The sequence below is a fragment of the Streptomyces sp. NPDC002309 genome, assembly GCF_053593375.1.
In genome coordinates, this window is record NZ_JBSFCI010000029.1 from 15,379 (window position 1) to 29,239 (window position 13,861).

The 13,861-nt window shown below is 71.3% G+C and carries 14 protein-coding genes; 7 read left to right on the forward strand and 7 right to left on the reverse strand.

Features of this window, described 5'->3' with window-relative positions:
* Nucleotides 1-47: 47 nt before the first annotated feature.
* From ACWCPM_RS23750 to ACWCPM_RS23760, 3 genes are read right to left on the reverse strand one after another with little or no spacing between them, the layout of a single operon-like run.
* Nucleotides 48-674, reverse strand: a complete 627-nt coding sequence (locus ACWCPM_RS23750; RefSeq protein ID WP_450978252.1) for a hypothetical protein — start codon at nt 672-674, stop codon at nt 48-50.
* Between the two features lie 2 nt (nt 675-676).
* Nucleotides 677-1,237, reverse strand: a complete 561-nt coding sequence (locus tag ACWCPM_RS23755; protein ID WP_450978253.1) for a hypothetical protein — start codon at nt 1,235-1,237, stop codon at nt 677-679.
* A complete protein-coding gene (locus tag ACWCPM_RS23760) occupies nt 1,234-2,529 on the reverse strand; it encodes a hypothetical protein (protein WP_450978254.1) in 1,296 nt (431 codons plus the stop codon). The genes ACWCPM_RS23755 and ACWCPM_RS23760 overlap by 4 nt, the downstream gene beginning before the upstream one ends.
* A 245-nt stretch (nt 2,530-2,774) precedes the next feature.
* Between ACWCPM_RS23760 and ACWCPM_RS23765 the strand changes: the two genes are divergently transcribed.
* The gene (locus tag ACWCPM_RS23765) at nt 2,775-5,168 is read left to right on the forward strand and encodes a Helicase associated domain protein (protein WP_450978255.1); all 2,394 of its coding nucleotides are present in this window, start codon (nt 2,775-2,777) and stop codon (nt 5,166-5,168) included.
* 194 nt (nt 5,169-5,362) lie between these two features.
* Here ACWCPM_RS23765 and ACWCPM_RS23770 read toward each other — a convergent pair whose 3' ends face one another.
* The 4 genes from ACWCPM_RS23770 to ACWCPM_RS23785 all read right to left on the reverse strand — a co-directional run bounded on the left by ACWCPM_RS23770 (nt 5,363) and on the right by ACWCPM_RS23785 (nt 8,556).
* Nucleotides 5,363-6,403: a helix-turn-helix domain-containing protein gene (locus ACWCPM_RS23770; protein ID WP_450978256.1), complete on the reverse strand. Its 1,041-nt coding sequence runs from the start codon at nt 6,401-6,403 to the stop codon at nt 5,363-5,365.
* A 16-nt stretch (nt 6,404-6,419) separates the two neighbouring features.
* The gene (locus tag ACWCPM_RS23775) at nt 6,420-6,671 is read right to left on the reverse strand and encodes a hypothetical protein (RefSeq protein ID WP_450978257.1); all 252 of its coding nucleotides are present in this window, start codon (nt 6,669-6,671) and stop codon (nt 6,420-6,422) included.
* Nucleotides 6,672-7,382: 711 nt separating this feature from the next.
* Nucleotides 7,383-8,282, reverse strand: a complete 900-nt coding sequence (locus ACWCPM_RS23780; protein ID WP_450978258.1) for a helix-turn-helix domain-containing protein — start codon at nt 8,280-8,282, stop codon at nt 7,383-7,385.
* Nucleotide 8,283: 1 nt separating this feature from the next.
* Nucleotides 8,284-8,556: a hypothetical protein gene (locus tag ACWCPM_RS23785; protein ID WP_450978259.1), complete on the reverse strand. Its 273-nt coding sequence runs from the start codon at nt 8,554-8,556 to the stop codon at nt 8,284-8,286.
* 465 nt (nt 8,557-9,021) lie between these two features.
* Here ACWCPM_RS23785 and ACWCPM_RS23790 point away from each other — a divergent pair, with 465 nt between their 5' ends.
* The 6 genes from ACWCPM_RS23790 to ACWCPM_RS23815 all read left to right on the forward strand — a co-directional run bounded on the left by ACWCPM_RS23790 (nt 9,022) and on the right by ACWCPM_RS23815 (nt 13,700).
* A complete protein-coding gene (locus ACWCPM_RS23790; protein WP_450978260.1) occupies nt 9,022-10,302 on the forward strand; it encodes an RNA-binding domain-containing protein in 1,281 nt (426 codons plus the stop codon).
* Between the two features lie 29 nt (nt 10,303-10,331).
* Nucleotides 10,332-10,526 (forward strand): hypothetical protein, encoded by a 195-nt coding sequence (locus ACWCPM_RS23795; protein ID WP_450978261.1) that lies wholly within the window; start codon nt 10,332-10,334, stop codon nt 10,524-10,526.
* Nucleotides 10,527-10,732: 206 nt separating this feature from the next.
* Nucleotides 10,733-11,095: a hypothetical protein gene (locus ACWCPM_RS23800; protein WP_450978262.1), complete on the forward strand. Its 363-nt coding sequence runs from the start codon at nt 10,733-10,735 to the stop codon at nt 11,093-11,095.
* Nucleotides 11,096-11,316: 221 nt separating this feature from the next.
* Complete coding sequence (locus ACWCPM_RS23805; RefSeq protein WP_450978263.1) at nt 11,317-11,496, forward strand: hypothetical protein; 180 nt, start codon at nt 11,317-11,319, stop codon at nt 11,494-11,496.
* Nucleotides 11,493-12,185, forward strand: a complete 693-nt coding sequence (locus ACWCPM_RS23810) for a hypothetical protein (RefSeq protein WP_450978264.1) — start codon at nt 11,493-11,495, stop codon at nt 12,183-12,185. Before ACWCPM_RS23805 ends, ACWCPM_RS23810 begins: the two co-directional genes overlap by 4 nt.
* A gap of 138 nt (nt 12,186-12,323) precedes the next feature.
* A complete protein-coding gene (locus tag ACWCPM_RS23815; protein ID WP_450978265.1) occupies nt 12,324-13,700 on the forward strand; it encodes a hypothetical protein in 1,377 nt (458 codons plus the stop codon).
* Nucleotides 13,701-13,861 lie beyond the last annotated feature (161 nt).

A 13,861-nucleotide genomic window follows, 5' to 3' on the forward strand; every position in this document is an offset into this window, starting at 1 on the left:
CTCGTCCTCGTCCGGCTTCTCGGCGCCGCGCTCGTGCCAGGTGCCGTTCATCGTTCCTGTCCTTCCTGGCTGGCGACGCGGGCCCGGCGCCGCCAGATCGACTCGGCCATGACTCCCTGCGGCTCGGCCAGCAGCACCAAATGCTCGAACAGGTCGGCCTGGGCCGCCGACGTCAGCCGCAGCAACTGGCTGCCCAGCACGATCCCCGAACCTGTTGTCCGCACCAGGTCGGCTGCGGCGAGACGGCTCAGCGCGGCATCCACAACCCGGTCGGGGACCGCGGACTGCTTCAGCCGCTCCCTGTTCACCGGCATCCCCTGTGTCCACAGGGCCTGCGGCAGGACGCTGCCACCGGCGCGGGGGGCGGCGACGCTGAACAGCAGCACCAGCGTCAGCACGGCCCGGTCTTCACGGGGCAGGACACCGACACCCTCATCGGCCAGCCGGGCTCTGACCATGTCGTCGTAGCCGGACAGGAACCCCTCTCCTACACCGAGCAGCGTCCGGCCCGAAGCGGCGAGTACCTCCTCGACCACCCTGCGCAGCGGCACCTCCGCCAAGGCCCGAAAACGCGCCGCGGGCACCGGCAGCCGCGCGGTCTCCACCGCACACACCGCTGCCCGCACCTCTGCACGGCGCTGCTCCGACAGTGCCTCCAGATACCGCACTTCCATGTCTAGCCCTCTTCCACCTGGCAGGGCAGTAGGTCGTAGCCGCGCCGCAACTCATCGACATCCCGCTCGCTCCACGCAGCCACCACCGGCCCCAGTCGCACCATGCCGTCCCCGGCCAGGTAGCCGCACGCGCGCAGGACCCGCAGCGCGCTGCGATACGCCGATGTCTGGGCGATCAGTGCCATGCCCTCCCGCAGCAGACCGTCCCCCGGCGGAACGCAGGCCGCCAGCACGTCCTCCTCGGCCACCGCGCCCCCCGGATACAGCGCTAGCTCGGGATCGGGCCAGCACAGGCGCACAGCAGCTCCCAGCGTCAGCAATTGCGACGGCGCTGCCTCCCGGTGCGTCAGTGGATCGCCCACCGCACCGCTGACCGGCTCCACGTCCGGCGCCCACCGCACCATGACCGCCGGGCCTCCGGCCGCTTCCACATCTACAAGGCGCCGCTGCACATCATCGGCGGCCCGCCGTAGCACCGACAGCCCATCGGCCGCACCCACTGCCGTCAGCGGCACGATCCGTACGGCCCGAGCCCGGGCCAGCAGATAGGCATCCTCGTTCATGCCGGATCCTCCTGTACGGCCGAAGAGTCTCCGCCCACGGCACCCGACACATCCTGCGGCAGCCGGTACAAGGACAGCGGACTGGCATAGGTGACCGCCCCAGCCGGATCGACGAGGACCTCCTCGCCGATCTCCACGAAGAACGGTGTCGCCGGGTCCGCAGATGCCTGCAGCAGGTCCACCACCGTGGCAATCGCCGCTCGCCATGGCAACGTCCCCAGCGTCGCCGTCAGGTCAGCCTCCTGCCCGCCCCTAACCAGCGAATTCATCGACGCCGAACGCCGCCGGCGCAGCAGCAATGCCTTCTCCCGCGCCGCTTCCACCGGATCGGGGCCTGGCGGGAGCGGCGCCGGCCGCGCCGGCCGCCGCCGAGGAACTGGCGGTCGCCGCTCCCCGGCGGCCACGAGCACCTGTGCCGCGGTGATCTCCACGCTGGCGGGATCAAACACCGTGGCAGCAAAGACCTCCGCCAAGGCGTCCACCGGCGCGCCCAAGGCCGCCGACAGGTACTGTTCCGGCAGCAGCATGCTGAAGTCCCGGCGGGCTCGCACCTGCTGCAGCAGCCGGTCGGAGAACTCATCCACGGCCGCCGAATAGCGAAGCGCCTCATCGATCAACCGGGTCCCCGACGCTCTCAGCCGTGGAAAGCGACTGCTGATGGCTCTAACCAACTGCCTCGCATGGTCCAATAACGCGGCCTTGGACTGGTGGTGGTGGCGTTCACCCACCAGCTCCTCGATGGGCTTGGACCGCACCAGCCGCAGCAGATGCGCGGTGGTGATGGACAGGTCACGTCGCACCCGCCGCAGCCGGTTGGCCAGTTGCTCCTCACTCAGCAAGCCCTGTGCCAGACCGACCTGTGTACGGTCCAGCAGAGTCATGATCTCCTCGACACCGCCGGCTTCCGCCAGCCGTTCGAAGACCAACAAGGCCGCACCGCTGGTCGGACTGAAGACGTAGCGCCCCTCGTAGGCTTTGCCCCGGGCCTGCTCCAGCATCCCCAGCCCCACAAAGACCCGGAACCGGGCATCGAACGCCTCTCCCGAGGCCACCAGAGCACACGCTGCCGCAATCTCCGACCGGGTCAGCCCCCGATCGGAGGCAAGATCCCCGAACGCATCGTGAATCGCCTCAGCCAGTTGTAACGACACAGGATCGTCAACGACCGCACCGGCCGTCGATGCCACCGGCGCAACAAAAGGCCGCACGAAGTCCAACCGGTCATCGCGAGCCCCAGCCGCAGCACCATCGAACAGATCACCCTGCTCGAAGCCGCTCTCCTGCTCAGACAAACTCCCCCCATAACCTGCCAGGCGCCCCCGCAGCCTCTTCCCAGGAGACCGAACCTATCCGCCACAGGCGACTCCTGTTGCCACATCGCCAATATCCCCGCATACGCAACGGATGGCGCAAAACCTCTGCTTGTCAGGCGCTGCAGCGCACGGCCGAATGCGCCTGAAGATGGAGAGGCTGCGCAATGATGTCGGTCATGGTCACACCGGTCGAGTCTGCCGCCCCTCGCTCCGCTGGCCGTGCCATGTTGTTCCCTGACCAGGTGGAGGCGGTCGAGCGGCTGGTGCGGCATTTGCACCGCCCCGGGAGCCGGGGGCTGTTCGTGGCGGCGACGGGGACGGGTAAGACGCTGGTGTCCGTACGGGTGACGGACGGGCTTGGCGCGCGGCTGGTGCTGTTCGTGGTGCCGACGCTGGACCTGGCAGCGCAGACCGCGCTGGCCTGGCGCCGGGACGGCCACGGCGAGCACATGGTGATCGTCTCCTCCCTGGATGTGGCCGGCCGCGACGATCTGGTCGCCGCCCGCGTCATGTCGACCACCGACCCGCACGCGCTGGGCGGGCTGATGTCAGTGGTGGGAGAGGCAGAAGATCAGATCCCGGCCTTGACCGTGATCTGCACCTTCGACTCCCTGAACAAGATCGAGGAAACCCAGAAGACGGGCTACACCGTCCCGCCGTTCGACCTGGCCGTCATGGACGAAGCGCACCGGATCGCGGGCCGCGCCGACAAGAAGTGGGCGATCGTCAACGACGCGCAGCGGATCCGCGCGGACCGCCGCCTCTACATGACCGCCACCCCCCGCATCTTCGCCGCGCCGGAGCTGGCGGAGTCCGCCGACACCACCCGCCCACGCCGCCGCCCCGCCGCCGGAGGGGACGTGGACGCGTTCGCCAACTCCATGGACAACGAGGCCGTCTACGGCAAGAAGGTCGTCGAATACCCCCTCGCAAGGGCCGTGGCGGACGGCCGGGCCGCGGACTACCGCATCGTGGTGCCCACCCTCACCGACACCGACCTGCGCCGCCGCCTGAACCTGCCCGCCACCGGCACCACGACCACCGGCACCGCAGCCCAGGAGGCGACAGACGACAGCGCGCTACGCACCACCGCCCTGCACCTGGCCGTCCTACGCACCATGACCGAGCACAACCTCAGGAAGGTGCTGGTCTACTTCAACCTCGTCTCCGACGCCCGCCGCTTCGCCCGCGAACTCCCGCACACCTTGCGCCTGCTGCGCCGGACGGACCCCCACCTCGCCCCCGGAATCGACCCGAAGCTGTTCTTCGCCCACGGCGAGCACACCCCCGCCCAACGGGGCGACATCTTCACCGGCTTCGCCGCCGCCGACATCGCGATCCTCGCCAACTCACGCCTGATCGCTGAAGGCGTCGACATCCCCAGCGTCGACGCGATCGTCTTCGCCGACCCCACCCGCAGCGTCGTGCGCTGCGTCCAGGCCCTCGGCCGCGCCCTGCGCCTGGACGTCTCCGGCAAGACCGCCAGCCTCATCGTCCCCGTCTACATCCCGCCCGGCACGGACAGCGAGAACATCCTGGGAACCGCGTATGAGCCGGTGTGGGCGATCGCCTGCGCGCTGGCCAGCCACGACCACCGCATCCTCGAACGCCTCCCCGACAAAGCCAACCGCCTGCCCAAGGAGACCAGCGACGTCATCGCACGGCGCTGGCACTTCGACTTCACCGTCCACCCCGAACGCATCGCCCAGGCGATGGACCTGGTCTCCTTCGACCCCCGCGACCCGGCCGTCTCGCGCTCCCGCCGCCTCGGCCTCGCCGCCGCCCGCTCCTACCGCGACCAGTACGGCCACCTCGACGTCCCCGCCGACTACACCGACCCCACCGGCTACCGGCTCGGCACCTTCATCACCACCATGCGCGACGCCGCGAAAGCAGGCCGCCTCGAGCCTGACTGGATCGCCGAACTCGACGCCCTCGGCATGATCTGGGACAAGCACGACGCCGCCTGGCGCGCCCGCCTGGCCGCCGCCGCCGACTACCACCGCGCCCACGGCCACCTCGCCGCCCCCGCCACAACCCCCGTCGGCGCCTGGCTCGCCGAACAGCGCCACCTCGCCGCCAAGAACGAACTCGACACCGCCCGCGCGGACGCCCTCACCGCCCTCGTCCCCGACTGGCGCCTGCCGCACGGCGCGGACTGGCACCGCAAATACCACCTGCTGCGCGCCCACCTCACCACCGGCGCCGACCCCGCCGCCCTCACCCGCGACACCCACCTCGCCGGCGTGAAGATCGGCTCCTGGCTGCACCGCCAGCTCACCACCTGGCCGGCCCTCACCCCCGGCCAGCAGCAACTGATGACCGCCCTCGGCCTCACCCCCGACACCAACCCGCTCACCCCCGCCCGCCGCGCCCGCCGCACCTTCGAGGAGACCGTCCAGCTCCTGGAGCTCTTCCTGCACCGCGAAGGCCGCGCCCCCGCGGCGCGCGAGACCATCCGCGTCGACGGCGACATCGTCAAGATCGGCGCCTGGCTCGCCAAGACCCGTACCAAGCAGCGCGCAGGCCAGCTCCCTGACCATCACGTACGCCTGGTTGCCGCCCTGTTCGAGGGGGACTGGACGGCCGAGGACGACGTGCCGGCCGTCCTGGTGTAGGCACTGCACCGCTTGCTCAAGGGCTGAGTGTTGACCCCGGCTCGTTGTCTGACGAACCTGTTGCGGGCCAGCACACCCGCAGGCGGACGGATACCGCTGATCACGCTCCGCGGTGACAGCATGGCGCGGCTGGGGCCGATCGCATCGGCACTCCAGCCGAGCGATGGCCCTCGCGACGGTGACCGGTCCTGCCGTTACGCGCCTTGGCGCACACCAGGCCGGTGGCCCCTGCGCGGTTCCTGCCACACCTCCGCCGCACGAAGGGGAACCCTCCCCTGAGGCCGCTCCCCACGCCCGTTCGACCCGGAGGGCGGTGCAGCGGTGGACTTGATCTGCACGAGCTGTACGGAGCCGTCGCCGGACACGAGGATGCCGTCGATCCCGGTGTCGGATGCGAGGCCGTTGCGCCGCGCGGGACCCATCAACTCCCGGTACAGGTCGGCGAAGGCAGTGTCCAGCTGGGAATCGCGCATAGGCGACGTCAACGTGTAGTGCGTCAGGCGGTCAAGGGCGGAGCCACCCGCCGGGGTCACCTGAGTGACACGACGGAGCTGCTCCAGATTTCCGGCCCTGGCTCGCACCGGCTGCTGCGCGCTGTGAGGCTCCGTGACGGGACCCGTGGAGGCCCGACGCCACGCCTTCTGCCACTGGGCGAGCGGGCGCTGGCCGGTGACACCGCAGCCTCGCAGGAAGGCCTCGCAGTGGTTCCAGGCGGGGAGCTTGACCTTCCGGTGGACGATCCGGAAGAGGGTCCCGAGGGGGAGCAGGAACACCTCACGCTCGCTGGGGACCCCATTCGGCTGCGGGACCGTGCCGGCACGCTGCTGGACCGTGCGCAGCGGTGGCGCCCCGGCGCCCTCGTAGACGGCCGCCAGTGCGGCGGTGAAGTCCTGGCGGGTGCGGATGTTGTCGACCCCGGGAGCGTGGAGGTGGCGCAGGATGCCGCGGTCCTTGGCCCGGGCCCGTCTCCACAGCTGAAGCGCCTTGTGTTCCTGCTGCGAGGTGGCGTCGCACCCGCGCACATACGCCACGATGGTGGTTTCCTTCGGCAGAGCGTGACCGCCGGCCGCGCGCTTGAGAGTGGCGGCTGAGACGGCCAGGGCCGGATCGCCGAGTGCGGCGGTGCGCTCGGCGAGCTCGGCGAAGGTGAGCTGGGCTCGCTGCCGCAGGTTCTCCAGCATCGAGCCCAGGGCGGCGCCGGGCGAGCCGGCGGGGGCGGTTCGCACCGCACGCATGGTTGTCACCCTCCCTCTACCGGCGGGCGGCGGCGTTCAGCGCCGCCGCGAAGGCATGCAGCAGCAGCCGACCGCTCCCGCCGACGGCGTAGACGGCGGCGCCGATCGCCCCGCACCCGGCGAGGAGGACGAGCACGTCACGCACCGGCATGCCAGTGGCGGCCAGACCTGCGCCAAGGAGGGGAAAGACGCTGATGCCGAAGGCCTGCGCCCGGGATGGGCGGCGATCGCGGGCGGGCGTGGGAGCGCCCTTGAGGGTGGTGGACATGCTGAACTGCCTCCCTGGCAGACGGGCGGGCCGCCGACGACTTCGATGCCGACGACCCGCACGGGTGATGTGCTACTGGCCGCAAAAACCGGCACGCCTACGGCAGTTGACGCTGCCGCGCCCCGGTGCACTGCAGGATGCCACGCCCCGTCACACCAACGTGGTTCCTCGGCTCACGCGCGTTCCAGGCGTCCTCTCAATTGCTCAACGGCCGGAACGAGAGCGTCCGGCCGACCCGCACCTAGCCGACCAGTGCCTTTGCCGAGCCCGAGAGACAGGTCGCCCCGCCTGCGGGCTCACCGGCGTTCCACGTTGCCTTGCTGCGGCGGGGCTATGACAGCAATCTGGATACCAACCACGTTCGAGCGTCGGGGCGGTGTGGGGGTGCGGCCCCAGCAGGCCTGCTGGGGCCGCACCCCACACCGCCCCGACCTCGAGCCTCCCTGACACGCTACTGGCCGCAAACCGAAGCACCCAGGGACACCGCAGACCGGTTGACGCCGGGCCTGCACCGGCGGGACCGGCCCGACAGCGGGCCGGTCCCGCCACACTTTCTCGACGGGCAACTCGCATGCCCGCAGTGCGCCCCCCGGTGTGGTGCCGTCTGCTCCCGCCTGCTCACCACCAGGGGTCTGGGCAGCCGACCGCGAATCTCACGGTGCGGGGCCGGGATCCGCCGTCCCGGGCCCGCACCGTGTATCCGGCGGGCAGTCAGGCCGGGGCGCTGCGGTCGATCATGGTGCGCAGCTTCTCGCGCAGGTCGACACGCTCCTGGACGGAAAGCCGAGCCGCTGCCTCGGCCTCCCGGGCGGCGATCTCCTCATCGTTGTACTCCGGCCACAGGAAGTCCGGCGCGGGGGAGTTGAGGTAGCCCAGGCCGAGGACTTCGTAGTCGTCCGGCTCCTTCAGCTGGCCGGTCTTCCGTTTGATGTCCTCGTCCTGCTCCAGGCGCGGGAGTGCGCGTTCGGCCGCCTCACACGAGTTGATGGCAGGCGGCTCGTCGCGTACGACGGGGGGCGGCTGTCCAAAGGGGCGCCGCGCCGGGGCGTCGGCGAAGAGACGGTGATGGGCGTCCAGCCAGTTTCGCCGGTCGGCGGCGGGCACGGACAGTGCTTCCATGAAGGCGGTGAACAGCGTCTCGGGAGGAGGTATCCGTCCCTCCAGGACCAGATGGAGGGTCGAGTGGGGCAACCGCGTCCGGCCGTCTGGAGCGCTGCCCGCGTCCTTCTCGAGCTGGTGCAGCGGCGGATAACCGCCCGCGATCCGCATGAAGATCATCGACTCGACGAGCTGGGCACGCGAGGAGACCATCTTCGGGCCCAGATCCCGCGCGCCCGGCAGGATCTCCTCCGCCTTCGCGGCGTGCCAGGCCCGTGCCATGTCGTCCTCCGTGCGGCCGCAGGCGCGGGTGATGGCCTTCACGGTCTCCAGCGAGGGCACCCTCTTGCCTGCGAGGGCGCGGCGTACGACGCTCTCCGAGACCCCGCCGTCCTTGGCGAGTGCCTCGAAGGTCTTGCCCGAGGCATCCTTGGCGTTGCGCAGCCGCACGACGAGAGCGCGCAGCTCGGGGGGCGTGCTGTCCGGGATGGGGCTGAGCGGTCGGCCGGCCATCTCAGAGCGCCCCGACGAACGCGTGGCGCAGGTCCAGGCGCAGCACCGGCCGGGCCCGCGCCAGCCGGCAGGCGGCCGCGGCCGCCAGCGCCCCCAGCACGGCGGGCACCTCGTGGCCGGTCGCGGCCAGCGCGGTGACGGCCAGGACGACGATGACGATGACGACGGCGTCGCCGGCCGGGAGACGGTCGGCGAGCGGGTACGCGATGCCGCACTCGGCGGCCACCGTGACGACCGCACCGGCCGTGGCCAGGCGGGCGGAGAAGACGAACATGGTGCTCCTCGAACTGATGACACAACAGATGCACCTCGCCGGGCGGCTGTTGGGGGCGATGCGCCCGCGGGCCTTGACGAGGCCTCGATCGTGGCACCTGACCGGCCCGGCGGGCCAGGCTGATCACCCGCATTCCGGCACCTGTATCCACACGGACGTGCCGACGTCACGCGAGGCCTTCAACTGGCCCCACCGCAGGTCAGCGGCAGTACGGACGCTGCATTCCGTCTCTTTATCCAATTCGGCAGGCCCGAAGCGGTAACACCCTCAGCCACACCCCGCGAGACCGCCCGGTCCGCCCTTCACACCCTGCCGGTCACCGCGGATCCAGAGCACGGGCAACTCGCCACCTCCGTCCGGGCTGGGTGGTCCGCAACAGCCCACGCTCTGCGGCGAGCCGGGGAGGTCGTACCTTCCCCTCAAGACCGGCCGGCGTTGTCAGTGCCGCGCCGTAGGGTGCGGGGCATGGCCCGTTCTTGGACACGACTGCATGAGCACCTCGGGGCTGCGCCCGGCCCGTTGGACTTCGGCATGGTCGCCAAGGCTGCTGCCGACCGGCTGGCGGAGTCCGACGACCTGGACTGGAAGGAACAGCTTCCGCGGTCCCCGATCGAGGGGCGCTGGAACGAGCTGGCCAAGGACGTCGCCGCGATGGCCAACACCCGCGGCGGGCTGATCGTCTTCGGCGTGCGGGACGCCACGTGCGAGCTGGTCGGCATCGACCCGGAGAAGGTGAACGTCGAGCAGTACGCCCAGTGGGTCCGCAACCACGTCCAGCCCTACCTGCCCGATCTCACTTTCACGGTTCTCACCTCGGCCGACGGTGCCACGAGCGTGCTGGTGGCCGATGTCCCGGCCAGCCCCATGGCTCCGCACCTCGTCTACGGCAGCGCCGCCAAGGACAGGGACCAGCAGGCCGCCGTCGCCCCCTACCGTGACCGCGACCACACCGCCTGGATGGCCGAGCACCAACTCGAACGCGCCTACCGCGACCGTTTCACCCGGGCCCAGCGCGCCGAGGACGAAGCACACCGCCTGCTCGCTCACGCTCAGGAGATGGTGTCCGCCCAGCACATCGATCCGGCCGCCTACTTCGTCGCCTTGGCCCGCCCCGAACGTCCGCTGCCGCGCACCGCTCCCCGCCTGACCCGCGAAGAGACCACCGCCGTCGCCGAGGCCGCCCGGCGCCGGGGCCGTGACCCGATGCGACCCGGCCCCCTGACCAGTCTGGAGATCGTCACCGGGAACCCGCGGCCTGGACTGCGCCGCTGGGTCCTCAGCACTCTCCTCCTGCCGGGTGCCCGCGAGGTCTACGCCGAGCTGCACCACGACGGGACCGTGCTGCTGGCCGCCAACGTCTCCTGGAACGCCGCACGCAACCTGGCCGCCGATGATCTGCCTGACGTGGGCGTCGCGGTGTCCGAGGACTTCATCGGTGCCTGCTGCCGCGATCTGACCACCATTGCCTGGGAACTGGCCCGTCGGCTGCGGGTGGACAGCGCGCTGCAGGTGACCGCGACCCTCACGCCCGTCACCTCCTCTCCCACGCCGCCGCCCGCCCTGGTCCCGGTCGTCACCGGCTTCGGCGGCTTCACCGACGTCCCTGACCACGCCCGCCACCCCCGCCGGATCCAGCCCGTCGCCGCCACCCTGACCCCGCTCGACGAGGCCGAAGCAGTGCAGGAGACCGCACAGGAGCTGTTCACCGACGTGATGAACCAGTTCGGCCTCGACCCGCAGCTCTGAGCACCCGAAGCCCGCCCCACCCGGACGAAATGAGCAGGCCCACTGTGTTCCAGGACACCGCCATCTACAGCCGCCTCATCGCCGAGCACGGCGACATCCCCGCCCAGGTACGAGGTGAAGCCGACCGCATACACCGCCACCTGACACAGGTCGTGCGCCTGCCCGCACCGCACGGCGCACCCAGCCCGGGGCCGGGGCTGCCGCACGCCGCCCCGGCACCGTGACCCGGCAGGACGACCGTCGTTGTCCCGGCTGGTGCCGCCCCTTGCCCGCGCTGTGACGGTGCCCGGCTGAGTGCCGCGTCAGCCCACGACTGACGCGGACGGTAGGCCCCAGACGCGCCGCGTCACTCACAGCGCCCCGCCCGTGGTGGGTTACGCCACCCAGCAGGCGCCGGAACGTGGGACCGGCCATAAGGGACGGCACGGCCATGACCTCCACCCACCCGCGCAAGCGGCCCCAGCGGCGCAGCGAGATCCCCCACGGCCCGCAACAGGACGAGGGCCTGCAGCAGATCCGCGACACCCTGCCGCCCGCGCCCGCCCCCTGCACGGTCAGCACCGACGCCCTCGCCCACAACCACCTCCTGGTCGGCACCCTCGCCGCCTACCTCCAGCGCCAGGACCTCGACGCCGACCTGCTGCGCCGCTACCTGCAATCCCCCGACCCCGACCGCTACATCACCCGTGAGGCAGTCCAGCACCTCGACGGCCTCACCGGCGCGGTGCCCGAGGAAGTGGCAGAGCCGGTCTGGACCGCCATCGGCAGGCGGATCGCCCGCCACGGCGGCTGACCACCCGCCCCAGGTCACACGGCCGCACGGGACGACTCCCGTCCGCCTGCAACAGCGAGGGCTTTCTTCCTGTGCACGGCCTCAGCGGGGTTCGGTGAAGCCGGGCAGCTCCAGCGGCACGGGAGTCCACCCGCTACCGGGTGCGGCATCGTGCAGGCCGCCCGCCCGGGACCGGCACGCTCATCCCGAATACGCCGCTGGCTCGGAGTCGGGTGCCGTGCATGTTCCGGCTCGGCTGGGTCCTGGGCGCGTCCGAGTGGCAACGCCAGGTGCTGGAGAGCCTGTTCAGTCCGGCCGTCGCCGTGGAGCCCGACGGTGAGGGCGGTGTCTCGCTGTCGGACGAGGCCGCGCGGACAGCGGGCGACGTTAGCCGCGACGTCCTCTACGGTCCGCGGCCATGACGAACAACTACACCCTCAACGACCTGGATCGCGTGCGGTCCGAAGCTGGCCGAGCCCGTCTCGCGCTGGAGGTTGGCCCGCGCCCGGAGCCACTCGCGCGTTTCCCGCGCGGAGCGTGCCGGCTCACCTCACTGGCCTTGGCCGCCCATCTGAAGCGGTCGGGCCTGGGCGAGTGGCAGCTGCACAGCGGCGTCCGGGTGGACAACGTCACCGGAGCGGCCCCTACCCACGCCTGGCTCGAGCGCGGCCCGCTCCTGCTCGACATCACTGCCGACCAGTTCGATGCCCTGCCGCTGCGCCTGGGCCCCGTCTTCCTGGGCACGTCCCGGCGCTGGCACGACCAGTTCGAGCAGTTCAGCCCCGTCGCCGGTGTACCGCGCGAACACGAAGAGCGGGCGGGCGCGGCCATCGCCTGGCTGGCCCACGCACTGCGCCGTCCCGCCGTCCCCGCGTTGCAGACCCCAGCCCCCACGGCGCAGGCACTGCCGCGCGAGGAGTGGGAGACCGAGACCGGGCACGACCGCGGCTGTGTCCGTGCCCGGTGGCCCGTACGGGCGCATCCAAAGCACGCCGCCGTACAGACCCGTCAGCCGAGCCAGCCCGGCCGCGGTGCCACAGGATGCCGGTGCGTTCGCCAGTCGCGGCACCCGCCACCCGGCGCGGGCCCGGGTACCCGCCGCGCGGAATAGCGGGTCGGAGGAGTTGCGGTGAGAGAGGGCCGGTTCGCGGGTGCGGGCCCGCGCTGGTGGGCAGGGTGAAGTCGGTGCGCGATCTCGGGGCTGACCGACCCCGGTGGAATCGTCTGATAGTCCTTGGGAGGGAATGGCGTGGGAGGGTTAACGCGGGGCGCTCCGGATCGCGGCAGCGACGGCGCAGAGGGGCCGTGGATCCAGCGGGCGGCCGCGGCCGGGGACGTCGTCTTCGACAAGGCTGAGTTCGTCGACGACTATGCGGTGCTGCGGTGGGAGACCGGCCAGGGCGGGGTCGGGCTGATGCACTCGCTGATCGACGGCAACGCCAGCCGCAAGATGGTCATCCGTGCCCTGTGCCGACGTTACGGCGAGCGTCTTGCCGACTGGTATGCGTGCGTGGTGGTGGCGCAGACCGGCACGCAGGTGACACAGCCGTACGTGCCCCAGCTCCTCGCCCACGACACCCGTGGGGACGGCCAGCAGTACGAGACGACCTGGGCCCAGCTGGCGGCGGTGCTCGGGCACCCGGCGCCGTATTGGTACCACCACCTGCGCGACCGCGGCGCGATCGCCGCATGGCGCCCGGGCGCACCGCCGGCGGTGGTGCCCGCTTGCGACATCGTCACCCCCATCACGGCGCTCGTCGAGCTCGCGGCCGACGAGCCGGACGGTTCCCCGGCCGCCGAGCTGTGCTGGCACCTCGCCCGGGAGGTCCGCCGCCGCAGCCACGCCTCAGCAACCCGCCAGATCACCGAGCTGCGCAAGAACGCCGCCGACGGCGGCGACGGCACTCACCTCGTCCTCGGCGCGGTGCCGGCCCCGCTCAGCCGGCCCGACCCTCTAGAACCGGCAGAGATGGTCCGCCGCGCCGGCTGGCTGAGCATCACCGAACGCCGCGACGTTCTCGCGCACCGGGTTGCGGACTTCGCTCAGCGCTGGGACGGCGGCCAGGACTGGCACACCGGCGCCGTGGTCAGTGCGGACCCAACCTCCTGCGCCACCGCGCGCGAGTGGTCCCAGCGCCTGGTCCCCGCAGCTTCAGACCAGCCGCCCACCGTCCTGGAGAAGATCCTGTCGGATCATGGCCGTGACGCCGACACCGACGTCCTCCTCCACGACCCCGTCGCCGGCGTCCCCGTGCTGCACCGCGCCCCGGGCACCCGCAACGCGACCCTCTTCACCTATGCCCTGCAGCGCCTGCCCACCCGATCGCCGCTCGAGGCCTTCACCCTCAGCGGCGGCCGCAACATCTGCTGGGTCCGAACAAAGGACGGCACTTTGTGGCTCGCGCCCGAGCGTGAGGGCTGGGGGATCGGTTTCGGCTACTCGGGCAACGGCTGCCACACCCTCGCCCGCCTCGTCGACGTCCTCCTCGACGACATCTCCGCCCCCGCAGTCCAACCACAGGGTCCTGCGGCACCGCGCGGCCTGTTCGAACTGCTGCGAGACACCCCCACCGGCGCCACGACCACCTACACCCGGTCGCAGTTGCTCGCTGCCCGGGCCGGCTGACGCAGATCGCCTCGGTGGTATCGCGCATGGTCGTGTTCCTCACTGCTCAAGAGAAGACACGGTGGTACAAGGCTTGACCGCCTGGGGTGACGTACTGGTCGTCGTTGCCGCTGCGGAAACGGAGCCGCAGCGGCAAGCCCTGACCATCGCTGATGACGGTC